The sequence below is a fragment of the Pirellulaceae bacterium genome (assembly GCA_019636385.1).
Taxonomy (GTDB): domain Bacteria; phylum Planctomycetota; class Planctomycetia; order Pirellulales; family Pirellulaceae; genus Aureliella.
The window spans coordinates 101,202-126,494 of record JAHBXT010000002.1; the positions used below are offsets into that span (position 1 = coordinate 101,202).

The 25,293-nt window shown below is 52.8% G+C and carries 16 protein-coding genes; 6 read left to right on the top strand and 10 right to left on the bottom strand.

Going from position 1 to position 25,293, the window contains the following annotated elements; all coding sequences use genetic code 11:
* Positions 1 to 121: 121 nt before the first annotated feature.
* Entirely contained in the window at positions 122 to 1,252 is a 1,131-nt protein-coding gene (locus KF752_06225; protein MBX3421136.1) for an acyltransferase family protein, read from the top strand.
* Positions 1,253 to 1,287: 35 nt separating this feature from the next.
* Here the strand turns inward: KF752_06225 and KF752_06230 are convergent, their stop codons facing one another.
* The 6 genes from KF752_06230 to KF752_06255 form a co-directional block, all read right to left on the bottom strand.
* On the bottom strand, positions 1,288 to 2,205 hold the full coding sequence (locus KF752_06230; protein ID MBX3421137.1) for a WG repeat-containing protein: 918 nt from the start codon (positions 2,203 to 2,205) through the stop codon (positions 1,288 to 1,290).
* A gap of 117 nt (positions 2,206 to 2,322) precedes the next feature.
* Complete coding sequence (locus KF752_06235; GenBank protein ID MBX3421138.1) at positions 2,323 to 3,048, bottom strand: hypothetical protein; 726 nt, start codon at positions 3,046 to 3,048, stop codon at positions 2,323 to 2,325.
* A gap of 184 nt (positions 3,049 to 3,232) precedes the next feature.
* A complete protein-coding gene (locus KF752_06240) occupies positions 3,233 to 4,315 on the bottom strand; it encodes a hypothetical protein (protein ID MBX3421139.1) in 1,083 nt (360 codons plus the stop codon).
* Between the two features lie 97 nt (positions 4,316 to 4,412).
* Complete coding sequence (locus tag KF752_06245; protein MBX3421140.1) at positions 4,413 to 4,697, bottom strand: hypothetical protein; 285 nt, start codon at positions 4,695 to 4,697, stop codon at positions 4,413 to 4,415.
* A gap of 506 nt (positions 4,698 to 5,203) precedes the next feature.
* Positions 5,204 to 6,535 carry a hypothetical protein gene (locus KF752_06250; GenBank protein ID MBX3421141.1) on the bottom strand — a complete coding sequence of 444 codons (1,332 nt, stop codon included), beginning with the start codon at positions 6,533 to 6,535 and terminating at the stop codon, positions 5,204 to 5,206.
* A complete protein-coding gene (locus KF752_06255) occupies positions 6,520 to 6,993 on the bottom strand; it encodes a sigma-70 family RNA polymerase sigma factor (protein MBX3421142.1) in 474 nt (157 codons plus the stop codon). Before KF752_06255 ends, KF752_06250 begins: the two co-directional genes overlap by 16 nt.
* A 493-nt stretch (positions 6,994 to 7,486) precedes the next feature.
* On the opposite strand from KF752_06255, the gene KF752_06260 reads away from it, so the two are divergent.
* From KF752_06260 to KF752_06275, 4 genes are all read left to right on the top strand, one after another.
* Entirely contained in the window at positions 7,487 to 8,800 is a 1,314-nt protein-coding gene (locus KF752_06260; protein ID MBX3421143.1) for a right-handed parallel beta-helix repeat-containing protein, read from the top strand.
* A gap of 14 nt (positions 8,801 to 8,814) precedes the next feature.
* Complete coding sequence (locus KF752_06265; GenBank protein MBX3421144.1) at positions 8,815 to 10,053, top strand: hypothetical protein; 1,239 nt, start codon at positions 8,815 to 8,817, stop codon at positions 10,051 to 10,053.
* A gap of 12 nt (positions 10,054 to 10,065) precedes the next feature.
* Positions 10,066 to 11,805 carry a c-type cytochrome gene (locus KF752_06270; GenBank protein MBX3421145.1) on the top strand — a complete coding sequence of 580 codons (1,740 nt, stop codon included), beginning with the start codon at positions 10,066 to 10,068 and terminating at the stop codon, positions 11,803 to 11,805.
* Positions 11,806 to 11,986: 181 nt separating this feature from the next.
* Entirely contained in the window at positions 11,987 to 14,089 is a 2,103-nt protein-coding gene (locus KF752_06275; GenBank protein ID MBX3421146.1) for an enoyl-CoA hydratase/isomerase family protein, read from the top strand.
* 113 nt (positions 14,090 to 14,202) lie between these two features.
* On the opposite strand, the gene KF752_06280 is transcribed toward KF752_06275, so the two are convergent.
* Entirely contained in the window at positions 14,203 to 16,635 is a 2,433-nt protein-coding gene (locus tag KF752_06280; protein ID MBX3421147.1) for a beta-propeller fold lactonase family protein, read from the bottom strand.
* 366 nt (positions 16,636 to 17,001) lie between these two features.
* Here KF752_06280 and KF752_06285 point away from each other — a divergent pair, with 366 nt between their 5' ends.
* Positions 17,002 to 18,819: a S8 family serine peptidase gene (locus tag KF752_06285; GenBank protein ID MBX3421148.1), complete on the top strand. Its 1,818-nt coding sequence runs from the start codon at positions 17,002 to 17,004 to the stop codon at positions 18,817 to 18,819.
* Positions 18,820 to 18,941: 122 nt separating this feature from the next.
* On the opposite strand, the gene nhaR is transcribed toward KF752_06285, so the two are convergent.
* The 3 genes from nhaR to KF752_06300 all read right to left on the bottom strand — a co-directional run bounded on the left by nhaR (position 18,942) and on the right by KF752_06300 (position 25,082).
* Entirely contained in the window at positions 18,942 to 19,844 is a 903-nt protein-coding gene (nhaR, locus tag KF752_06290) for a transcriptional activator NhaR (GenBank protein ID MBX3421149.1), read from the bottom strand.
* Between the two features lie 34 nt (positions 19,845 to 19,878).
* On the bottom strand, positions 19,879 to 20,745 hold the full coding sequence (locus tag KF752_06295; GenBank protein MBX3421150.1) for a response regulator: 867 nt from the start codon (positions 20,743 to 20,745) through the stop codon (positions 19,879 to 19,881).
* 221 nt (positions 20,746 to 20,966) lie between these two features.
* The gene (locus KF752_06300) at positions 20,967 to 25,082 is read right to left on the bottom strand and encodes a PAS domain S-box protein (protein MBX3421151.1); all 4,116 of its coding nucleotides are present in this window, start codon (positions 25,080 to 25,082) and stop codon (positions 20,967 to 20,969) included.
* Positions 25,083 to 25,293: the final 211 nt, after the last annotated feature.

The following is a 25,293-nucleotide window of genomic DNA, read 5'->3' on the forward strand; positions in this document are numbered from 1 at the left end:
CAAGTCCTGGGCGATTTCCTTGTGCTGTGGGGCATTGGGTTTCTAGCTGCCAAGTGCAGGTCTTCATGATGAGTTAGCGTCAATGCCTAAGTTGAAATTGTGAACAGTGGACCGCTGATCCATGAAAACAACGACTACCAGTATTCGTAGATACGATTTGGATTGGATTCGAGTCATCGTTTTCGGATTGCTGATCCTCTATCATGTCGGCATGTTCTTCGTGCCCTGGGATTTCCATATTAAGAATGAGACAATAGCCGATTGGCTGGTCTGGCCAATGTCGTTCCTGAACCGCTGGCGATTGCCGATTCTGTTCCTAATTTCTGGGATGGGAACGCGTATGGCACTTTCCAGCCGAAGCCCGCGCGAGTTCCTGGGCGAAAGAACCGTCCGGCTATTCATTCCTCTGGTCTTCGGCATTCTGGTAGTTGTGCCGCCTCAAGTGTATGTCGAACGGCAGGTTGCGGGCGCGGGGTACGAGTCCTACTGGCAGTTCTATCCGCATTTCTTTGAAGGTATCTATCCGTCTGGAAATTTTAGCTGGCATCACCTGTGGTTTCTGCCCTACCTGTTGGTCTATTCGATCTTCCTTAGCCCGCTATTGATCTACCTCAGGAATCATCCTGACAATAGCTTCCTGGTAACCGTTCAGCGCTGGATGGTAGATGGGCGAATATGGATTGCCATGGCAGTGCCTCTGGTGTTAGCTGAATATGCGCTGCGTCCGTACTTTCCTGCTACGCGCAATCTTGTTTGGGACTGGTATCATTTCGCCCAATACCTGCTGATGTTCGTGTATGGATTCATATTCATCTCGGTTCACAAAGTATTTTGGAACACGCTGGATCGCATCGGCATCAAGGCTCTGGCCATTGGCATGGTCACGTTCACGTTGCTGGTACTATCAAGATTTTTGCCGATGAGTCTACAGGGGGCACAACTGGTCGGCCCGCTGTTGGAAGCAGTCAATACAGGAGCTTGGTGCCTGGCGATCTTGGCCATGGGGTCGCGCTATCTGAATCGCCCGAGTTCAGTTCTTGCATATTGCAACTCCGCTGTTTATCCATGCTACATCGCCCATCAGACGATCTTAATCATTGCTGCCTACTGGACCTACGACCTGCAATGGCCTGTGATGATCAAATTTTTACTGCTCTCAGCCATAACTCTGATGGGAAGCCTGCTGACCTTCGAGATCGTTCGACGCATTCCGTTGCTCTCAATCTGCTTCGGCATTAGGGCTCACCAATAACTCCCAGTCCTACGACTGGGCACTCTAGACTGGCATCAATCTGGCACTTCGTTACCTTCCGGATCAATGAAAAAAGTTCGGCCGTTGAGTACGACTCTCGCTTTGCCACGATCAAACACTTCAGCAAAATCGTACTTCACAGGGATAACGGTTTTGGCGAATTCGTCCAGAAACCCGTAGCGTTGGTCCTGGCAAACCCAAATCCGCTTTACCTCCGGATCGTAGTAGCCGACTCTGTCATAAACTAGTTCGGTAATGCGCTTGCCGTTGAGATCAACAAAGCCACTTCGAAATCTTCCATTTTCCTTATTGATCACTTGCCAGCACCATTCGCTTTGCAGGCTAACTTGGTCGTAGTCCAGGTCCGCAACGGTATTCCCGTCCGTATCAATAATTCGATATTTGCCGTTTGACATCACCAGCGCACGATTGTGATGAAAAGATTCAGCAAATTCGAAACTGGAGTCAAAAGCCTTTCGGAAGTCAGAGTTGATGTAGAACCGTGAATCGTCGATACTGACCATTGCCAAACCGCATTGATGGGGCTCAGCATATTGAAATCCATTGACGCTTTCGAGATCCGCTTCGGAGACGAAGCCACCCTCTAAGGGCACGAACAGAAATTTACGTTCGAACTGGATCAAGGCTAGCTTGCCGGTAATGTCATTGACCAACATTCTCGAGCTGAGCTGCACGACTTCATCGCCGTTGGAGTCGACGATTCCCTCGTAGTAGTCGTCTCCTTTACGCGTGGATATCTTGGCGAATCCATACTCGTTGCGCGGTCCTATTTTCGTAACCGGCAATTGGGGCGAATCCATATTCGGCGCCTGTTGTTGGTTCTGACTATTTGCCTGGATTTTGCCGGCGGATTGAAAGTCGCTTTGGCTGCCACATCCGAGCAACAGGGTAGTGGCAATTGCAACAGCCGCGTTCACTGTCGCCTGTTTCATGAAATTTTTACCTGACTTTCCAATGTTCTCAGCATCTGTTGAGGCCGGCAACATGCGAAGTATAATCAACGCAGGTTTTCCTTCCTGGTTAATGACGTCGATGTGCTTCACGAGTTGCTACAGATAAATTGTCAACACATCTTCCGTAAATCGGTAAGACCCGCCGTTTAAGGTTTGGTCGTTTAATACTTGTTCGGCAATAAAGCGGATGGTGGCTTCACGTTGCAGCAGTGGAATCTTTGTTTGCAACTCCCATTGTTCAGGCGCTGGAATTCCAATCAAGGCCAAAGCATCCTGACTGCCGTATTCCCACCAAAGACTGAATTCGGTGAAATCATTCTTGAAATGGATGGTTCCACCGCGTCCATTGCTGACGTACGACAATCGCGGATGGTTGGGCAACACGACGCGTGCCGTTGAGCGTCGCGTCTCACCAGGACTTTCGTCGAGCTTCATTCGCTGTTCAATCGCCGACACAAATGCCTCACTCACATCCAACCAACGACAAATGTTGCTCAGCGACTCGCCAGACTTGATGTGCATCTGGACACGTTGAGACAATATGTCTGTTTCAATCTGCTGCTTCCAGGCTGTGTATTGCTCGTCGAGCGCTTCTTGCAAGAGTTGATGGGCGCGACGCTTAATTCCTTCACGCTCTTCTAGCGTTCGTTCCAGCTCCTGGCTAAGGGACGTTCGTTCTTGTTCCAACTGGGCGCGAACACTGTCCAATTCCGCCAGTGCCTGTTGCATACCGGCCTGCATCGCTGCTGCAACCTGAGTCTGCCAGTCGGCCAGTCGCTGCTGGGTTGCGAGCTGTATTTGACGCTCAAGTTCGGAATTCATTGGAGTTTCATCGGTGTTCATCGGTGTTTCTGACTGTAACCGTTAGCATCTATGGTGGTTCGGCGCGGGTTCATGCAACTGGCAATTAATTAAGCACGGGTATTAGCAGTGCGCCATAGGCTGACCGTCAATTCGAGCAGACCCGCTGACCCATCCTATGATTTGCGTGATCCTTGACCACTTGCTAGCGAGAGCGATTCTTCTTCAGCCAGATTTGTACCTTGGTTGATATCTCCAGCTTAACGTTTCGAAAGCGTTCGGGGCGATGATCGTTGAGAGCCGCTTGAATTTTTTGAATGGCCGGAACGAAGTCGACGCCGAGATTGGCAAATTGAAAGTCGATCGCGCGCAGCGCATTGTCAATGCGACACCATTCAAAGGACCAGCTTTGCAAATTGTTTGTCGTCTGAACCTCGCGACTGATTTCCTCTGCCACCTTGTGAAGACTGCGTTCTAACGATTCGGCGAAACGTCGGCGATCAGTCACGTGATTGCCGTCCAAGAATAGATAAATGTCGCGATACGCGTGATCTTGATCCAGGAGTCGATAGAGTTCTTCTTCCCAGTCCACCCGCGATTTGAGTTTTTCGATGGCCTGTGAGCGAATAGCTTTGTCTTGCCATGTGGCGGCCAGCGGTAATAGGACTTGAATGCTGTCGCTGGCAGAAAACTCCTGGATGCGTTTCAAATCTTCTTGCTGCGACTCTTCGAATTTCTGCTGAGCCTCTTCGAGCAACTGTTGCTGAGCGGCTACTGAATGCTCCAGCCAGCTTGTTAGCAGCCCAGTGCTAAATACCAGTCCCATCGCCAGTGAGCCCATCGCCAGAAATCTTGCAACAATGGTCCAAGTGTTAGGCTCTTGGCCAGCCACTAAAAGCAGAGTCGCTGCAATCAGCGCGGGTAATGGAATCCAAACCATGGCATGACTTCGAGCAAGTACACCCAGCCAGACGGGGGTCGTCTCCCAGGTCTCGGTGCGTAACATGGCTGCACAGAATAATGACACCGAGATGGCTACGGTGGCGGTCAACGCCAAGGCAGTGCGCAGCGAAAGCGATTTTGAGACCCAGTCAAGCCGTGTCAAGGAACTTAGGGCAATCGCCAAGACAGTCAAGCACGCAAAGAAGCCTACGCTCATGACAACTGACGCAAACCCGTAAAACATAACACGGTCACCAGCCGTGTTGGGTTCGGGATAGTTCAGCAACAGCATCCCAACGTAGAACAGACAAGCACCCAGCAACGATAGACTGGCCAAAACGTACATGGATAATCACTCATTAAGACCTACGTGACGACGGCGAATGTCAACTATTCTACTTATAGTCCATTGCGCCACTCAAGTTCAGCGGAGTTCTCTGGTTTCAACTGTTCAGAAGTAACCAGAGGAACATCGCACAGACAGTCGCACAGGCCAATCCGCCACCCCACAGCCAGATGCCCCTTCCACTAGCCTGCCACAACAGAGTGATGGCAAGCAGCAAGCCAGCGCAGGCCGGTAAGGGAATCAGCAGGTCGATCAGTTTGACCAGCGGAATTGAACTGGTACCGCCAACGCGCACTCGGACGATCGAGAGCCAAATAAACCACGGCAGTTGTATAAGAGCTGCAATGGCCGGTAGTCGCGGTAACCAGTTTGATAGATCCACCGTAGCCGTTCACGCAATATTATAGGGTGGGACAAGCAGGGCCCTTGATGTATGTTGCTAAAGTACAAAGTATGTCGATGACGGCCAAGCCCATCTCGACTAATATCACTAGGTCCCGCGCCGGCCCACCAAAAGCCGAGCGGTTACGGTTCAGTTCGGCAGCCCCGTCAGGCTGACTGACAAATCTCGCGGACGAGATCAGACCAACTAGGGAAGAGCGGTATCAAAGTTTGTTTCCGCCCTCATTTGTCTGGAAGTTGCCGACCCCATGTTTTTTCTGTTCTTGTTATCGCCGGGAACTCAAGCGGGGTCATTTGGTCATGTCGGAAACTAATGTTATCGGTATGGCACTGCTGACCAGTAACTTCGTACTGAGTGGAACACTCTCACCGCATTTGGAATCGACAAGGCCCTCGTAGTCGGCAGTTCCGTTGGGCTTGATTATTGTGGCGAACTCAATCTCGCAATACTCGTGATTGGTGAGACGGTTATCCTAGTCAATCCCTTTAGCGGTAATCCTTTGACGCTCTTGGCTGGTACATGAGCATGCGGAAACCAACGGTAACCAACATGAAGAATACCATGGGCAAAATTGCAAAGTAGATAGCCACTCTCCAGCGGAAAGCTTGAGGGTTATTGGCGATCGCATGTCTCCCAAGGTAGTTGGCTACCCAGGATTTACGACACTCAAGACTCGCGACGTCAGTGTTCGCCTCCGGCGCTCTAGCGTCTCCGCCGACTGCGTATTTCGCGGAAATCGCCAGACCGCCTTCAGCAGTGTGGCCTGCAATCGCCAGCCCACCGTTAGCCGAATATATTCCAACTGCCCCTCCGCCAGCGGCCTGCCAGCCCACAGCCCCTCCTCCTATTGCCGAGTGGCCGATCGCCAGTCCTCCACAGGCCAAGATGCCTAACGCCAGACCACCTGCCGATAATAGTCCCGCCGATAGGCCGCCAAACGAAATAACCCCCAGCGACCGCCCGCCCATTGCAAGGAAACCTTTCGCAGTACCACCAATTGCAATAAAGCCTGTGGCTTTGTCCCCTACGGCAATCCACCCTTTAGCATGCAGTGGCTTGGAACTCGCCGCGGTCGAGGCAATATCTGAAACTTGAAAATCGTAAACTGGCCACCCCCACACTTGTCTCTGGCTGGTTATTCTTCGGCCACTGCATTTGGCTTTGCCGAGCTGATTGACAGGTCCAACACGGTCTTTCAACCAAGTCGGGTTTGGGTCCTGCTCAGGAGCGATGGTCTGACGAATGTGTTTGATTTGACCACTCAGGCGAATCCCGCGAATGACACAGAAGAGTGCCAATACTGTGGACATCAACACACTAGTCAAAACTGTGGCCTGAATCGCCTTGGGCCCGTGAAACAAAGCCCAAGCGACAGTGGCGAAAACAGCGCACGAGAATATTAAGGTCAAGCGCCAGATGACGCGTCCCTCGCGTTCCAGCAGCTTTCTCTCAGTCATCGTTGGAGCCAACCATTGGGGAATACGAATCCCCAGCCAAGTGCCTATCAAACCTCCCAAGGCTCCCAGCAAGCCTCCGGCAGCGCCGGCAACAGCACCTGAAGCCGCTATTTTAGATTCAGCCAATACTGCACTACTGGCGATGGACTTTCCAACTATGCCGACGGTCGCAGCTTGACCCGTTGTCGAACTCCAACCGGTGACGATTAGCGACATCACTCCGGTCGTAAAGCGTGCCGAGGGACGTGAATTGACCAATGCCGATTCGATCATGCGATCTACCTCGGATCGCAGTAGTTTGCGTCCACGACTAAGTCGCTGACGTGCTGCGTCTTCAGTAATGTCTAGAGCCAATGCCACGTTAGTAATTGACTGAGATTCCCGATAGTACAGGATGGTACTTCGCGGCAAGTTTCTGGAATCGCTTCGAGTGCACTCCATACCAACTGCATTTCTTCGTCGGATACAAGCTGCTCTGATGGATGTGGTGCATCCTGTGTTACGCTGGTTAAATCAGCCTCGACGGATGCCCAGGACTTGGACGATCGTTTTCTGACCCACTGTTTCGTCAAGTTTCGAGCAATAGCGCTAAGCCAGCTGGGCAACTTGCCGGGATCTCGCAACTCGTTTCTAGATTGCCACGCGACGAAGAAAGTCTCCTGAGCAATGTCTTCGCTGGCTGAAAAATCGCCGATCGACGAGTAAGCAATGCTCGTGAGCAGGTTTTTGTATTGATCAACAATCGCAGCAAACTCGTGAGCATCACCTCGCACGACTCGTTGCCATTGCTGAGCAATCGTAAGTTCGTTTTGATCCATATTGTTCACCACCTTCTTCCAGGTAATGGGGCATTACATGCACTAGAGATGCAGTTGCGTAAATGCAGGTGACAGGCAATCGGACATAATCCAGAGGAAATCCCGCCGCATGCTTTCAGCGGATGCCGTTGCTGGTTTGTTAGTGCCGCTACACCCTGGATATCCCAAACATTCTGAATTCCTTGCAATTGGCTCAAAGGATGACGGAGATGGCAGGATCATAGCGGCTGTTCATGCCAAAATCTGGTTGTGACCGTGGTGGGCTGTGGTGGGACCAAGTTGGTTGCAGTGGAAAGTACTTCGCCGCTGGCTGACTGTTTCTGGTTTTGCCGCTAGTTTGCACCGGTCCAGCACAGTCCTACCCTACAAATCGCACGAACGTTTACCTATGATGTTATGATTGCAATCCACAACCTGGCAAACGCCATGAGAATCTACAAAAATCACTCGAACTAACGATCAACTTGATCGGCCTTTATTCTTGGGAACGCTGATGATGACAAACAAGTATCTGTGGTCAATGACCTGCCTGACAGGTCTGTTATCTCTGGCCGGATGCGGCCGAGAAGCCACCATTGCCGAGTCTGGTACTGCGGTGGATGGCAAGTCTGTTGCCGATGTAAATTTAGTGAAGTTTAGCCCTGGCGCGGATGTTCAGAAGCGCGTGTTGGAAGAGTTGATTTTGGCCGAACCTGGGACAGTGTTTGAGTTCGACGAGGGGGTCTACGAGTTTACCGACGGACTGTCCTTGTCGGTCGAAGGCGTCACGCTACGGGGCCGCGGGATGGACAAGACGATCTTCAGCTTCAAAGGGCAAGAGGCCGGTGCCGAGGGCTTGTACATTACCAGTCGGGGGGTGACGGTTCAGGATTTGGCTATCGAGGATACCAAAGGCAACGGTCTGAAGTCGCTCAAAGCCGACAACATCGTGCTCCGCCGAGTTCGCGCAGAATGGACCGGTGGACCCAAGGCGACCAATGGTGCCTATGGGTTGTATCCGGTTAGTTCAGAGAACGTGTTGATCGAAGAGTGCGTTGCCATCGGCGCTTCGGACGCTGGAATTTACGTTGGCCAATCCAAGAATGTTATCGTTCGCAATAGCCAAGCATCCTACAACGTGGCCGGAATTGAAATTGAGAATTGTCATGGTGCCGATGTCTATGGCAACGTGGCGACCAACAACACGGGTGGCGTTCTGGTGTTTGATTTACCGGACTTGCCCGTACAGCGTGGACACGATGTCCGCGTTTTCGACAATAAGATATTCAACAACAACACGCCGAACTTTGCTCCCGAAGGCAACATCGTGGCAACCGTCCCTACAGGTACTGGTGTGATGGTCATGGCCAATACGAACGTAGAGATCTTTAACAACGAAATTCGGGACCATCAAACTACCAACACGATGATCGTCAGCTACTTGACCACCAACATTCAGATCAAAGACCCCAACTACTATCCGTATGCCGAACAGATTCATATTCACAATAACACGTTTGGCCCTGGCGGTAATCAGCCATCCGGCCAAGGGGGATTGTTGATTGCTGCCGTTACCGGCTCACCGATACCCGACATCGTCTGGGATGGCGTAGTCAATCCTGAAAAAATGCAGGATGGACAAGTCATCAGGGAAGCCGGATTGTCCATTCATAGCAACAATAAGACCAATGGCGAAGTAACGTTCGTTAACCTGGGTGGGCTGGAAACGCTAAAGAACCCGGTAGATGCCAAGCCTAGTCGTGATATCACCGCCTATTCCGAGCCATTCCCGTCGATCGCGCCAATCAAGATAGCCGGTATTGAATAAGGCGGTGTGGGGCGATGATCCACCGGTTTTTTTCGGCCGTTGTAGTTACGGCTTTGGTCAGCAACGGTCTCCTGTCGTCAGCGTGGGCAACAGAAGGATTGGGCGTCGAGCGTGCGCTCAACTCTACTCCGGCGATGGCTCCCGTGGCAGTCGATCCCGCCCAGCCGTTTTCTAAAACGCTAGCAACCTACAATTTGTTTCTTGATCCGCAGCGACAGGTCCCCAATCATGGGGTCGTGCCCTATGACCTGAATACTCCACATTTTGCCGACTACGCTAGGCTGCATCGCTTTGTCTGGTTGCCCGCCGGAGCAAGCTGCCGCTATCTGCCCGATGGCAGCCTGGACTATCCCGTGGGCGCAGCGATTATCTCGACGGTTGGATACGCACATGATTTGCGACAGCCCGAGCTTGGCGAGCGGTTGGTGGAAACTCGACTTTGGATTCTGCGCGATGGCGGCTGGGAGGGAGCGCAGTATGTTTGGAATGACGACGCCACGCAGGCCCAGTTGTCGGTGGCCGGTGATCCAGTGAATGTGACCTGGATCGATCATGCGGCTACCGAGCAGCACCACCGATTTCGAATCCCGAACCGCAATCAATGCGTCCAGTGCCACGAGATCAACAGTAAGATCATCCCCTTAGGTCCGCTGCATGCACGCAACCTAAACAAGCCCTTCGCCTACGATTCTGGCAAACGCAATCAGCTCCAGTATTGGTCTGACATCGGCTACTTGGTGGGTTTGCCGGAAGGCAGTGACACGATTCCGCGACTTCCCATCTGGGACGATCCGCAGTCGGGCGATCTGGATTCGCGGGCGCGAGCTTACTTGGATATGAACTGTTCCAGTTGTCATCGTCCGGGAGGGGTCGCCTACACTTCGGGACTGGATTTGCGCTACGAACAGACGGAACCGGTGCGCTTTGGCATTTTTAAGGCGCCGGTAGCGGCCGGTCGCGCCACTGGCAACGGGCGGTTTGTGATCGAGCCAGGTGAGCCTGACAAGTCGATTCTGCTAAAGCGACTTGAATCGACAGACCCCGGCATCCGCATGCCGGTCGTTGGCCGTGACTTGAAGCACGACGAAGGTGTGCAACTGATTCGCAGCTGGATTGAAGGAATGCGCTATCCCGATCTTGCGGCTGGGCAACATGAGATTGACCGGCGTGTCAGCAGCTATCGGCAGCAATTGGCGGCCAAGTTAGAGCTTACTCGGGGCGAGCACAGCCCTGTTCCGCAACAGGCCGAGTGAGAGTTCTTAACCATGTCAACCGTCAACAGCGATTCCAAGTGGTTGGAGACTGTCATCTCCGCTGGCATAATCAAAATTACAGCATCTTTGAACAGGCGGCGCAGGAAGATTTGGCGTAGCGAATGTCGCCAGACCGTGGGGACCAAGCGACACCACCGCCTGGCGACGGAGGCAGCATTTTTGCCGCTTGCCCTGCGGCTAGCTTTAGTTTTGGTCACTACAGGCTGTGGTCAATCCAAGCGTAACGCGGATGCAGTAGCGCCCGCCGTACGTTCCACGACTGCGCAGTTGGGATTGGACTCGCGCCGTCCGGCTCAAAAACTGTCTGAATACGGATTGTTTCAGCCAATTGCCTCGCAGGTGCCGGCTGCCAATGTCGTTCCCTTTTGGTTGAACGGAACAAGTTTTCTGGATGGTGGTCAGTCGGAATACTTGATCTACATCCCGTCGGGAAAATCGGCTCACTTCCGCATAGATGCCCCTTTCGACTTCCCCGTCGGCACAGTGCTCATTCAGCACATTCGGTTTCCAAATGCGAACGAACCTCGAGCTGTCGGACGACTGATTGAGACACGTCTCTTGATCCATAAAAACTTTGGCTGGACCGGCACTTCCTACCTGTGGAACGACGATCAAAGTGATGCTGAGCGGGCTGTGACCGGTGGTCAAACGGTGATCTCAAGAGTCAACCGACAAGAGCAAGTGGAATGCTTTACCTACCGTACTCCCAATATGAACGAGTGCAAGCAATGTCACGTCCGCAACGGACAGATGGCACCAATCGGCGTCACGGCTCGCAACTTGAATCGCATGATGCAAACCGCAGACGGACAAGTTAATCAATTGATCTACTGGCAACGATCTGGATTATTGACTGGTGTGCCTGCGGACACGGCCTCGTTGCCATTGCTGCCGGACTGGCGTGATGAATCCGTCAGCTTGGATGGGCGAGCGCGTGGTTGGCTGGATGTCAATTGTGCTCACTGCCACAGTGCGAATGGACCCGCGATCGTTTCGGGGCTTGACCTGTCGTTTGACCAAACGCAGCCGGTCCGCTTTGGTGTCTACAAGCCACCGGTGGCAGCGGGCCGAGGCTCCAGTGGACTTCGCTTTAGCATCTTGCCGCGAGATCCCGACAAATCGTTTCTGGTGCACCGAATTCGTTCTACCGAGTTAGGGGTAATGATGCCACCCATTGGGCGATCGACTGCTGACGCCCAGGGTATCGCGCTGATGACTCGCTGGATACAGAATATGCAGGCCAACGAAGCACTTGCCAATGCGGCGCTGAATCCCATGGCGGCTTACGGCGATGCTGTCAGTGGCGGCGATCCGGAGCGAGGACGCGTGATTTTTGTCGAAACCCAAAAGTGCATTCAGTGCCATCGCGTCGATCAGCAGGGAGGTAGCCTTGGTCCAAATCTGAGCGATGTTGGTATGCGCACCGGCCCAGAGTACCTGTTAGAGTCGATCGTCGATCCCAGCGCCAAAATCGTCCAGGGATACAAAACGGAAGTTGTGATTCTGTCATCGGGTCAGATAATAACCGGTGTGGTACAGGCCGAGGATCAATATGATTTGGTCTTGGCTGATTTGAATGCAACTCACAAAATCGAAAAGGCTGAAATTGAAGAGCGGAACACGTCCGATGTATCGACGATGCCGTCTATGGCGAACGTGCTGAGCATAGACCAAGTGCGCGATTTGGTGGCTTACCTGCGAACACTCAAGACACCTCCCGCAACCCCTTAGTTAGTATTCGTTCACACACTTCGTAGGGTGGGACCAGCGGGGGGAAGGCAAATAGTGGCAAAACATAAAGCAGGTTGTTCCTGACATATTTCGCTCAATATTACATAGTTTGCCCCTGCGCCGGCCCACCGACCGGCGTGAGCAGTTCACGATATGCTTGTTACCAATAGGAATAGAAACAATGGCTCAACTGATTGATCTGACCATTAGCGGTGATGTAGGTGTAATAACCATCAACAATCCTCCGGTCAATGCGCTCAGCCCCGGCGTACCTGATGGCATTGATGCGGCAATTCAAAAATGTTGCCAAGACCCGGCGATCAAGGCCATGATCTTGATCGGCGGAGGACGCACCTTCATCGCCGGTGCAGATATCAAAGAGTTTGGCAAAATTACGTCTGGTCAGCGGCAGACAGGTGGCACGCTAACAAGCATGCTGCCGTCGATTGAACAATGCCCAAAACCGGTTATCGCCGCAATCCACGGCACGGCATTGGGTGGTGGATTGGAGACGGCGATGAGCTGTCACTATCGCGTGGCTGTCGCATCAGCCCAGGTCGGACAACCGGAAGTGAAACTGGGGATCATTCCCGGTGGCGGAGGAACTCAGCGTTTACCGCGTCTTGCCGGCATGATTAAGGCTGCACAGATGTGTGCTGGTGGCGAGCCGATCTCGGCGGCAGAGGCAGCCGCAGCTGGAATCGTAGACCGCATCGTCGACGGAGATTTATTGACGGGCGCACTGCAATTTGCTGGCGAGATCATTGCCGCTGGCCAACCTCCGCGCAAGACCTGTGATTTGCCTGTGCCGGCTTATGACGCCCAGGAATTGGCTCAACTGAAGGTGGCGGTAGCTAAGCGCTCGCGTGGTCTGATAGCTCCGGTGAAAGCCATTGAGGCCGTCGAGGCGGCCACGCTGCCCTTCGATCAAGGAATGCAGCGCGAAGCGGAGATCTTTTTTGAATGCCTGTACTCCGATCAATCAAAATCGCTGATTCACGTGTTCTTTGGCGAACGAGAGGTTGGCAAAGTCCCTGGAATCAGCAGCGATATTCCACTGTTGCCGATTCGTAAAGCCGCCGTGATTGGAGCTGGCACGATGGGGGGCGGCATCGCCATGAATTATGCTAACGCCGGCATCCCAGTTCTATTGAAAGAGGCGTCTCAGGAGCTGCTGGATCGTGGTTTGAACATCATCCGCAAGAACTACGCGGCAACAGTCGCCAAGGGACGACTGTCACAGGCGCAGATGGACCAGCGGATGAGCCTAATTCAGCCGACTTTAACCTACGATAGCTTCAGTGAAGTTGATATTGTTGTCGAAGCAGTCTTCGAGGGCATGGAACTGAAGAAACAGATATTCGCTGAACTGGATAAGGTTTCCAAACCGGATGCGATTTTGGCATCCAACACTTCGACACTGGATATCGATTCCATCGCCGCTGCTACCAGTCGACCTCAGCAGGTCATCGGTCATCATTTCTTCAGCCCCGCCAATGTGATGCGCTTGTTGGAAATCGTGCGTGGCAAGAACACAAGTCCTCAAGTGATCGCCACGTCAATGGCGCTGGCCAAAACGCTGAAGAAGGTTGGCGTGCTAGTGGGAAATTGCTTTGGATTCGTCGGCAATCGTATGGTTGATCCTTACATGCGAGAAGCTCAGTTTTTGGTGGAAGAGGGAGCCAGCGTTCAGGAGGTAGATGCGGCGTTGGTCGACTTTGGAATGGCTATGGGACCATTGGCTGTCGGAGATTTGGCCGGTTTGGATGTGAGCTGGCGCATTCGACAGGAGACCAAACACTTGATAGTACCTGGCACCAGGCAGCCGCTGGTTTGTGACGTGCTCTGCGAGCAAGGTCGTTACGGTCAAAAAACCGGCAAGGGTTGGTATCTATACCCACAGGGCAGTCGCACACCGGTAGCCGACCCTGTGGTCGCCGAGTTGATTGAAGCTTGCGCCGCCAAGGCCGGTATTCAGCGCCGCAGCGTCTCGTCAGAAGAAATTGTCCAGCGAACTATCTATGCGCTCATTAACGAAGGAGCCAAGATCCTTGAAGAAGGTATCGCACTGCGGCCGGTAGACATCGATATCATCTACATCTATGGCTATGGATTTCCAGCGCATCGCGGCGGGCCGATGTGGTATGCGGATACCGTCGGGCTGGCCCATGTCTACAAGCAGATATGCCGGTTCGAGCAGCAGCACGGTGCGTCATGGACTCCTGCGCCGCTGCTGAAGCGATTGGCCGACGCCGGGCAGAAGTTTGCAGACATGCCAAAGTAGGGCGGGTCAAACGGGTGGCGAAGTATAGATGGCCTGGTCGAAGAGTTCATTTTCAATGCTACTCAAGCCTTGGATAGCGCACAGTTACCACCCGTGCCGGCCCACCCTGGAGGCTACTTTAGTTCTAACATTAACACATGTGAAGGATTGCCCACTGGCACAAACTGCCCAGTAAATTCCAATTGCCCGTCGCCGCGATTAACGCGAAAAACAGCGACATTGTCGGCACGTTGATTACAGCAGTACAAAAAACTACCACTGGGGTCGAAGGTAAAGCTGCGAGGATAATTCCCACGCGTCCACTGCTCGCCGCGATAACTCAAACGTCCATCCGCTCCAACTTCAAAGATGGCGATCGTGTCGTAAAGTCGGTTGCCAGCGTAAACAAATCGCCCATCGTGGGAAACCAAAATCTCAGAGCAAAAATTACTGCCTGCGAACTGTTGAGGCAAGGTTGAAATCGTTTGACGTTCACTCAGCCTGCCACTGGCTTGGTCAAAGTCGAACAACACGACTGTCGAACCCTCTTCCTGAATGCAATACAGCCACCGCCCGTTGGGATGGAAATGAAAATGGCGTGGGCCGTCCCCCGGAGGCAGGTTGAAAAATGGCGGATCGTTGGGGTGCAAACGTCCTGTGCCAGCGTCAAATCGCGACACAAATATCTTGTCAAGTCCGAGGTCTACATGCAGCGCAAATTTCCCAGAGGGGTCCGCTTGAATCATGTGTGCGTGAGTTCGATCATGGCCGCTGAAGGCGAAACTGCCCGGTGGTGCGTGCTGCGCAACGCTGGGACCGATGGTTCCCTGATCTTGGACCACATGGCTCGGTGGACTCAATGTTCCGTCTGCCTGTATGGGTAGCACCGCCACACTGCCACCGAAATAGTTGGCCACCAGCAGATGTTGACCAGTGGGATGCAGGCTAACGTAGGTTGGTCCAGCACCACCGGCGTCCATAGTATTCAATAACGTTAATTGTCCAGTGGACCGATCAACGGCGAAGCTGCTGATCGAGCCATGCTTGTCTGGTCCCAGGCGATCAGTTTCGTTGGCGCTATACAGCCGAGTACCGTCGGCGCTGGCCGCCAAACAACTTGGGCTTGTACCAAGCGGAAAAACACCGCGCTCGGTCAGTGCTCCAGTCTGCCGATCGACTTGGAAGATGTGAATGCCACGACCATTGCCTGGCGGCAAATCGACTTGCGTGGGCAAGGTGTCTTTCAGCGGCGAGCTGAACGTGCCAACGTATGCCATTAGTGGACTGAGCGAATCAGCGTCAGGCTGCGGCCCAAATGCCTTTGTAACCGACGGTTGCGTAGTCACAGAATTTTGCAACTGGAGAGGACTTTCTTGGGCCGGAGCAGGACCGACATTGTCTGGATTCCAAACCGTAGCTGCAATATATCGTTCGGGACCAGTCTGCAGGTCATTGAAATAGTAAACGACCACAATTTTACCGTCTGGTCGCTGGACTATGCGCGGATAGCCGATATCGCGATTGGCACCACCGGTGCGCAGCACAATTTCATCGCTCCAACTGCGCCCTTGATCGGCACTCAGTCTCGCGGCAATGTAATAAGGTGCGGCACGATAGCCATAGGTCAAACACAGTCGACCGTCGCGCAGGCGGATCATGGCAGGTGGATTGCCTTCGCCTAAATCCGACACTGGATCACCAGCATTTTGCCACGAGTGACCGTCATCCAGCGATCGATAAGTTGTAATCCAGCGCCGCGAGCCGGTTCGCCTGCGCACGGCAGTCAATAGCTCACGGTCAGACAGACGCACTGTGGCGGGCATGATTGCAAAGCCTTCGGGAAGCGGGTCGATCCACGACAGCATCTCCCACGACTTACCACCATCCGTGGTACGCACCGCCAGCGGCCGGCCCTCGCGGTTATCTGGCTTGGCTGCAGTCAAAAACATCGTCAGCGTATGCTGTCCGTCGACGATATAATCTGTGCGAGCCGCCGTGCCAGCAGTTCCGAAATTTGGCAGGGCGAAAGGGCCGGTCCAGTCGTGGCCACGATTGTAGGAATAGAAGAATCGCGACCGTCCCGCATTGGAGCTTTCCATTTTAGCTACCAGCGCAAAATCAGGATGCTTGAAGTCAATTCCTCCTGGACACTGCATCAGTTCTGGAATTGGGACGCCCGGCGTTTCCGTTCCATGCAGCGCCTCGCCGCAGGGAATCAACTGACCTTTGTCCATCGGATGTTCCAATGTCCATGTTGCTCCGCCATCTAAGCTGCGCGCTAGCCAATGTTGTTCGGGTCGATCACGATCGATGTTATGCCGCTCTTGTCCCAGGTCTTTGTGATAGCCACGCGCATAGCCAACCAGAATCTCATTGCCCCACGACCAGATACCATGATTTGCCGGCCAACCGCCGAAACGCCCAGGCTCGTGATATACCACCACATGCTGCGCCTCGATAGCCGTCGGCACCTGGCACCACCCGCGCTGAACCAAGAACATAACAATCAGCAGACACCACATCCGCCAGCGCGCGCCGCAACATACGAATCCAGACACTTCAGACATGATCGTACAAATACCTTAGAGGGGGCGATGTGGGCAGTCGGGCATGCGTCCGTAGACATTCATCACCGGTCGCTAGACCATGGTGACGAGCCGTAATTCCATGTTGCCCCGAATTGTCGTCTGCGCGGCCGCATTGTCAATTGTCTGGCCGCAAAACACCATTTCGGCAGTTACAATAGTTTTTCAGCTAAGCTCGTGCTTAGGCGCGTGGTCGATCGGAACATCCTAGTAGCCACCGTCACCAGACGGTCGAACCTCATTCAGCCACATTCTGGCGACATTAGCCACCAACATGCTGCGCGCCTCAAGAAAAGGGTAGTGTTCGTGTGGCCAGTGGTCGGTGCGACTCGCATAAGGTATTCAGTCATGACTTATCGAAGCTTGAATCGTGGCTGCATTGGGAACAAGCACTGCTCTAAGTACTGGAAGCGCGGGCCCTCTGCCTGTGTGGGGACGGTAGCCATATTGCTAACCAGTGTGATGGCCACAGAGACGCACAGTCAGGTTGGTCAGCCGGGTGTGTCGAGTTCCAATGGCGGTCCGACCGTTTTCAGAGGACTGGATATCAATGAATTATTGGGCGCATATCGCTTCTACGATTCCGGTTGGTCTGGATTCAATAGCATTGTGGCCACGGTGGAAGGTACTGTGCCCGACGTCAACCATCAAACGATGGGCAATGTTACAGAGAGGTTTTACGGGACAGGTGTTTCCAGCTCCTACCAAGGAAACAATCACAATCATCCGACGGCTGTGTCTCATGCACTCAGCGGTACACTCGGTAGCGATCCAACTTCCACTAGCTACTTTGGTTATGGCATTGCCTATGACGCAGTGACTTGGGCTGGAGCGATTTCGACTGGATTTGCATCCGATGGTGGGTATTTTCTGACCAATGCTTCAACGGCTTCTGTTTATTCGGTGATCATGCACAGTGGCGTAGGAGGCCGAACGGCAGATGTGATCAATAGCAGTTGGTGGTTTGGCGACTGGACCGGCAATCATCGCGACACCATCGGCGTGGATGGCCTGGCAAGTCGGACCGGAAAGTTACTGGTAAATATCGCAGGCAATGCCGGGCCAGGCCCCAACACCGTGCGCGGCTTCGGTGCCGGATACAACGGCATTACCGTGGGAGCGCTGGACGGCGACTTGGGTGCGAATTCTTATTCGATGCTTGCCAGCGCATCAGGCCGAGGCCCCAATGATGTGGCCTTTGCCAGTCAGCCCAATAATTGGTCACTAATTGAGAGCACTCATTCACAACGAGCCACCGTTGATTTGGTTGCTCCCGGAGGGCAGTTGACGCTGGCGCGCCCGTCAAGTGGTCCGAATTTCTATGGCGTAAATTTGTCGGGAACCAGTTTTGCGGCACCCCTGGTGGCTGGTGGAGCCGGACTGGTAATCGACGCTGGCCGCGATGTCTTTGGTACAACCCAGTCGGTTGATGCACGCGTCGTCAAAGCGGTGCTTTTAAACTCGGCAACGCAGCTGCCTGGCTGGAACAACGGTCAAACTCTAGTGGGCAGCATAGTGACCACCACTCAGGCGTTGGATTTTGGTCAAGGCGCTGGGCGCATGAATTTGGATGCAGCCTACGATCAATATCTGACTGCGACTCATGGCGGCCAGGCCAGCACGGCTGATGTTGCAGGCATCGATCAAGGAAGCCTCGGTGCGGTTGGTGCCGTGGGCTGGGACTTTGGGCGAGTCAACGCCCTGAGTGTCAACTCGTATCACATCGAGTCGCCGTTGGCCGGCGATTCATGGTTGACCGCTACGCTGACCTGGTTTGTCGATCGCAATCCCGGAGCGCTCGCCGACTTCAGCGGTGCGGGTGAAGAACATTTTGCGAATTTGGACTTGAGCGTATTCGAATTCGATAATCTGACCGATCGCAATCGACTGCGCACCGTGGCTGAGTCAATCAGTCTATTCAACACGGTCGAACACTTGAGATTTTCGATTGTCGCGAGTGGCTATTACGGCATTGAGGTCCGCTACACTGACGCTCACTGGAACTTTGTCGGTCAAACGCAGGCAACCTACGGGCTTGCCTGGCATGGAGTCGCCATTCCGAATCCCACTTCGCTGCTGCTATTGATGGAATCAATAGCACTTTCCGTGCTATTTCGGGTTCGAGGCGTTTCGAGATCAGTTGCAACAGTATTGGGATGTATTTGAGCAGGTTAAAGACACGATCTTCACTTTCGAAGGTAGTCTGCAAACGGTGCGACCATGTTATACAATCTGAGTGAAGGGGCTTCTGCTGCCCTTTCCAATTACTGGCAAGGCGTTGGTAAATTTTACCGATAGCGTCGCCTGCGACGAGCATTTTCGGATATCGACAGAACGGCAGGGTGTTTAATTTTCCGTTCGATCAATAACGCGTAATATCGTTCGGTTAGCCCCGGTAATTTTTTGATCTCCTCGACGTCGTACATCTTCTGCACTTCCCTGCTAATGATAGAAGGTATAGGGAAGATGCCCAATCCAACCTTACCCATCGCTTTCATCATGGCGCTGTCCTCGAATTCACCGTGGATTATTGGCCGAATCTGATGTTCCTCGAACCAAATATCCAATGATCGACGTAGGGCCGTGGTTCCCATGGGAAGTAGGATGGGAATGGAATTGAGGGACTTAGGGAACCCTCTCACAGCCTTTTTGGCGAGATCGTTAATGCCGACCAAAACGATCTCGGACTCTCCCAGCAAGTGTGAAAAGGCACGAACCTTCATCGACGGATCGATGGGAGTGTCCGATAAGACAATGTCCAATTTGTGAACTACCAAGTCTGAAATCAAGCTGCGAGCATCACCTTCGTAACATGACAGACGATACTCGCCTGTGATGTTGAGCGTGGGTGCCAGGAGTTGATAGGCGATCAACTTGGGTACTACATCCTGGACGCCAACGCGAAGAAGCGGCGGTCCGCTGGTAGACCGTCCTTGGACCATATGCAACATTTCCTGCCCGGCAGAAAAAATATCTTGAGCATAGGTTTGTATGGCGGTTCCCATCTCGGTGAGTACCAGTCCACGTCCAGATTTCTCAAACAGCTTGACCCCCAGCGACTTCTCCAACCTACGCAGTTGGATACTGATCGTCGCTGGGGAGACATGCAGCTTGCGACTGGCGCTGGCAATAGACCCTTCCTGCGAAACCGTCCAAAAATACAGCAGATGGTGGTAGTTCAGCCAGTTCAATGCAACATACTTCTAGCTTGATTCGTTCTTGATTTTAAGACTTACAAGCACAATCGGTAAGTTCGCTTACACGCTGCCGCATTCTTTCGACCAGCCGTGGAGCATTGAGTGGTTTAGGAAACCAGTCTTCGACGCCGCCTGCACCAATGGGCAGGCCCAGTGAATCTGGAGATGCACCACTGACGGCGAAAATTGGAAGATTCTCGAGTGCTGAAATTCGACGAATTCGCTGAAAGGTTTCCCGCCCATCGCATACTGGCATCATCATATCCAGCAGTATAAATTGCGGGGTTACTCGCTGTAGGCAGTCCAACGCCTCGCGACCATTGTTAGCAGTATGGACTCGATAACCCTCTAGCTCGAGTATGCCCCGTAGTAGAGCCAGCTCATTAGAGTCGTCTTCTACCAGCAGCACATCGATACATGGCTGAGCGCGGTTTCGACAGGTTTCCAATCCTGATTCTTCACGACTGGCTGGTGAGAATTTGATCTTATTCGGCAGAGCCGCAGCCTGCTGGTCTGCAATACTCGGGGAGCCCACGGCGGATGCCTCCAATTCTGCAAGTCGCGACAACGCGGTGGCCAGCGTTTTATCAGCAGCCTCTACTCGTCCTGCGGCTAGTTGTTTTTGCGCCAAATGCAAACCCAGTGTCGCCTTGTTCAGTCGATTCCGAAAATCGTGCTGGTCCTTGGCACCTTCACTGGCAACCATGCACGAGTCAGTGTGGGAATTTAAGGTGCAGGATTGGGTAGATTCGAGTTCTTGGCGCAAGACTCGAATCTCAGGTGGAGCGGTGATGCCAACTTGAACCCGATTCCCCTTGACGGAAAGAATTGACACGGAAATGCCCAGTTGGGGAAAGCGAATGGTTTCTGACGACTTGCGAGACAAAACTAGCATGATGGGTCTCCCTTCCCAACCCAGACAGATTGCTATCAATGGCAATCAGCCCACGTTAGGCCGTCCATAGTTTGCAACCTCCAACACACGGAGATTGAGTGTTTAGCCTCATGCCCGAACGTCGCGGGAAACAACAGCATACTTACCGTTGCTCTGATGATCTCCTTCTCGCCATGCGCTAAACTAGAATAAAGTTAATAGAATCCAACTGAAAATCTTAGTCAAGATTGATTCATGGGCTGTGTGCTCAGAATCGCGGCCAGCACCTTGGGGTTCACTGGCTTGATCAGATGTGTGTCAAAACCAGCTTGGAGCGCCAGGTCGATATCAGCTTGCTGCCCGTAACCAGTTAACGCCACCAATCGAACTCCGGCGTAATCTGGATTTTGCTTTACGCGACGCGCTACTTCATATCCATCGATGCCCGGCAACCCGATATCAATCAGTGCGATATCGGGACAGTGTTGCATAATTGCGACCAATCCTAATTCACCGTCGCTAGCCGTAATCACACGATGCCCATCTAATTCGAGTATGGCTTGAAGCATTTCTCGGATGTCCTCGATATCCTCAACCAGCACAATCCGCCGAGTTTTCGTTTCCGGGTTACTTACTGCGGCTGTTTGTGGTTCTCCATCAGTCAGGTTCGAAAGACCGTGGTCCGCTTTTGATCTATCGTTCATAGCTTCCAACAGAGGGATTCGGACAATAAATGTACTACCGCAGTTACGACCTTCACTGAACGCCTCAATGGTTCCTCCATGCAACTCAACCAGGGTTTTGACGAGTGTCAGTCCGACCCCCAGTCCGCCCTCCGAACGATTCAGCGTCTCATCGGATTGTACAAAAGGCTCGAAGATTTTCGGCAGGAAATCAGCGGAAATGCCTGAGCCTTCATCGCACACGGTGATCATAGCCATACCGTGGTCGGCTCGCATCGAGACACGGATGGGGCTGCCTGGTGGCGAGTACTTGGCCGCGTTGTGTATCAAATTTACGTGCACCTGAACCAACCTCGCGAAATCTGCTTGAACCCACAACGCGCGGTCGAGAACCTCGAACTCAAGTTGTGATTGGTGAATGGTAATCTCCGGCAGAGTCGTTTCTCGGATCGTTTCAATCAAGTCAACCAAATTGAACGTCGTCCTTGAAAGCTCAATTTTGCCCAAAGAAATGCGAGTCACATCAAGCAGGTCGTCCAGCAACGAAGCTGTCATCGCTGATTGGCGCTGAATGATGGAGATGGCTTGGGGGTGTGTAGCTGCGTTGGATCGTGGATCGGTCAGCAGTTGACTAGCCGTAACGATTGCGTTGAGAGGATTCCGCAATTCGTGAGACAACATCGCCAGGAATTTTTCGCGTTGTTTGGCCTGCTCTCTTAATTGGGCTTCGACCTCAATACGTTCACTCACATCCCTGGCGATCTTCGAGACCCCAAGTACGCGATTGGCGGCATCACGGACTGCCGAAATAGTCAACGAAACGTGGACGGCTTTACCATCACGTCGCAGGCGGAGCGTCTCGAAAGAGCGAACCGACTCGCCTTTCTGTACATGTTCAAGGTAGTCAGCGATTTCTGCACGGCGATTGCTGGGCACGAGGAAGGAAACATGTCGCCCAATGGCCTCCTGAGCGCTGTAACCGTACAGTCTCTCCGCCCCGGCGTTCCAACTGGTAATGTTGCCATCCAAATCTTCGCCGATGATCGCGTCATCCGTGGACTCAACGATAGCTGACATCCATCGCAGGCGACCACGCAAGTCCTCTAAGGGAGCCAGATCCACCAGCACGATTACCACCCCATCAATCTGCAGATTGATGCGGTGCGGTAGTATTCGCAGTAGATAACAACCGCCGTCGACCGTGTGAACTTCAGATTCAAAAACTTGGCCATGTTCGCGGACATAGGTAATACGATCGACGAGATTCGGTAATTGGATTCGGTGCGAGAAACTGGAAATGGGCCGACCCACATCTTGATCAATCAGATCGAAAATCTTGCGAATTCGCGAGGTGAATTTTCGAATTCGCAACTCTGCGTCAAGAAAGACGGTCGCTACATCAGTGTTCTCCAGTAGATGATGCAGATCATGATTGACTTCAGCCAACTCCGAAATCTTTCGCTGGTGTTCGGCATTGACAGAATAGAGTTCCTCATTGACCGAGTGCAGTTCTTCATTGGTACTCTGCAGTTCTTCATTTGAGGCAACCAATTCTTCGTTGGTAGCTTGCAACTCTTCATTGCTGGTTTCCAATTCTTCGATAGTGGCTTGCAGGTTGTCCTTGGTGTACCGCAGATCGTCTTCCAATTGCTGCATCACAGCTGAGGACACCTGAGCCGCATCGGCGCTGGAAGTGGCCGTTTGAACAGGTGCCGGACTAACGGAGGAGGTTGGCTCGAAGGTCAGCAAGTACTGAATCGCCTGCGTGAGCGGATTCCGTAAAGGTTCCACAGACAGATTGAACGTCTGCTGCGCTTGCTCCGCAGTCACTTTGACGTTCGAGAATCGAATTAGGGAATCTGTTTTGGCAACTCGCTGCAGAATGCCCACCAGCGTTGTCCTGAGACTGAGGTCAACCAAATCCAACACATCGAGCGAAGGACGACGTTCGGGTAAGCGAAGTAATTTTTCTGCTCCACCAAAGCAGTCGATTAGCTCGCGATTCTCACTCAGCAGTAAGCTGGGTGGCATAAATTTGTCAAGAAGCAGGTCGTAGGTTCGCAATAGTCCGGATTCGCGATTGGTTTGGATCAGCGAGAAACTGCGACTGGCCACTACGGGATTATCAAGCCCCGGGCTGCGCACCGCAGGCAGGCGTATTTCGGCCGGCAGGCGAACTTGGCGCCATTTTCGATACAATTTGTATCGCTCGTGAATCGTTTCGAACTCAGAGGAAATCTCGCCGGGGGTTTCGCTGCTGCCCAGAAACAGTATGCCCCCGGTATTGAGCCCGAAATGGAACAGTGACAAGGCTTTGGTCTGTGCCTCGGGGCGAAAATAGATCAATAGGTTCCGGCAGGACACAAAATCCAAGTCCGTAAATGGAGCGTCTCGTAATAAATTGTGGGGCGCAAACACAATCAATTCACGGATTTCGTTCTTGATCTGAAAATATTCTCCGTTTTGGATGAAGTACCGTTGCCGGCGCTCTCCGGATACGTGCTTCATCGATACTTCGCGAAACACGCCACGACCTGCATAAAGTAACGATTTACGGTGTACGTCGGTGGCAAATATTTTAATTCTGGGCGCTCGATTCAGAGCCTCGAAGGCTTCGTGGAACAGAATTGCCAGAGAATAGGCCTCTTCTCCGGTGGCGCAGGCGGAAACCCAAATGCGAATCGTTCGTTCAGAGGGCAGGTGCTGGACTATTTCGGGAACAACGGTTAGTCGCAAATGTTCGAACGCTTCTTCGTCCCGAAAAAATTGAGTGACGCCAATCAACAGGTCTTGATACAGAGAATTCAGCTCCGCCTTGTCGCGACTGAGTCTCTGGAAGTAGCTGTCGATGTTGGGGGTATCTGACATAGCCACTCGCCGACTGATCCGTCGCTGGACGGTGGCCTCTTTATACGCCGAGAAGTCAAGGTCATACTCTCGCCGGAATAGATCGTAGATCGCCTCCTTCCCCTGAAGTCCCAGACTGGAATGCTCCTGCAGGTGAGAAGCCTCAAAACTTTTCTTACTTTCCGCAGGGCATTTCGCGTACCGAACCAGCATCGCACCCATGTCTTGGGGGGCGAGCACCAAATCCACCATCCCCGTTCCCTGAGCGCTCAGTGGCATACCATCGAATTTTGCAGTTTTTTCGCTTTCGCAGATGACCAGCCCGCCTGCATGTGCGATATCCTTGATCCCTCGGGAACCGTCCGATCCACTGCCAGAGAGAATAATGCCTATGGAACGACTGCCATATTCTTGCGCCAGCGATTCAAAAAAACGATCGATGGGCAGCGCTAACCCTCGAATCACATCCTTGTCGATCAAACGCAATTTTCCCTCCGAGACGATTAGCTCCTTCTTCGGAGGCAGCAGGTATACGTGATTGGCTTCAATTTGCATCCCATCCTCGATGCGATGAATTTCCATCTTCGTATCGCGCCCCAGCAACTCGTACATCATGCTCTTGAAATCTGGCGACAGATGTTGAATTACCACAAAGGCCATGCCAGTGTCAGTTGGCAGATTCTTGAAAAGCGTTTCCAGGGACTCCAGCCCGCCAGCGGAGGCTCCGATTCCCACTACATGGGAAGGTGAAGGCATCGCATGGGTGGGCCGTACCTCCACTTGAGCGGGAGGTAGATGTTCAAGTTTGCAATTCGACTTGTCTGCCATGTTCGTTGTCCAAGCCGCGTGGCAGCGAGTTCGGCCATTCTGCAAGGATACAACACATCCGCTACCATAGGCCGCAGATTAATACGGCCTATTCTTGAGCAAGAATACGAATGGCACTCTAGTAAATGAAGACAATGCAATCAAACGATTGCATTGAATTTATCAACGTGAATGCCGTTGATCAAGTTTGTAATATCTTGACTGTCCAAAG

Bases quoted from the DNA above. Each gene is read 5' to 3' on its own strand.
- KF752_06300 (MBX3421151.1), bottom strand. From the start codon at position 25,082: ATGGCAGACAAGTCGAATTGCAAACTTGAACATCTACCTCCCGCTCAA.
- KF752_06280 (MBX3421147.1), bottom strand. From the start codon at position 16,635: ATGTCTGAAGTGTCTGGATTCGTATGTTGCGGCGCGCGCTGGCGGATG.
- KF752_06285 (MBX3421148.1), top strand. From the start codon at position 17,002: ATGACTTATCGAAGCTTGAATCGTGGCTGCATTGGGAACAAGCACTGC.
- KF752_06270 (MBX3421145.1), top strand. From the start codon at position 10,066: ATGTCAACCGTCAACAGCGATTCCAAGTGGTTGGAGACTGTCATCTCC.
- KF752_06275 (MBX3421146.1), top strand. From the start codon at position 11,987: ATGGCTCAACTGATTGATCTGACCATTAGCGGTGATGTAGGTGTAATA.
- KF752_06295 (MBX3421150.1), bottom strand. From the start codon at position 20,745: ATGCTAGTTTTGTCTCGCAAGTCGTCAGAAACCATTCGCTTTCCCCAA.
- KF752_06260 (MBX3421143.1), top strand. From the start codon at position 7,487: ATGATGACAAACAAGTATCTGTGGTCAATGACCTGCCTGACAGGTCTG.
- KF752_06225 (MBX3421136.1), top strand. From the start codon at position 122: ATGAAAACAACGACTACCAGTATTCGTAGATACGATTTGGATTGGATT.
- KF752_06230 (MBX3421137.1), bottom strand. From the start codon at position 2,205: ATGAAACAGGCGACAGTGAACGCGGCTGTTGCAATTGCCACTACCCTG.
- KF752_06255 (MBX3421142.1), bottom strand. From the start codon at position 6,993: ATGGATCAAAACGAACTTACGATTGCTCAGCAATGGCAACGAGTCGTG.
- KF752_06240 (MBX3421139.1), bottom strand. From the start codon at position 4,315: ATGTACGTTTTGGCCAGTCTATCGTTGCTGGGTGCTTGTCTGTTCTAC.
- KF752_06235 (MBX3421138.1), bottom strand. From the start codon at position 3,048: ATGAATTCCGAACTTGAGCGTCAAATACAGCTCGCAACCCAGCAGCGA.
- KF752_06265 (MBX3421144.1), top strand. From the start codon at position 8,815: ATGATCCACCGGTTTTTTTCGGCCGTTGTAGTTACGGCTTTGGTCAGC.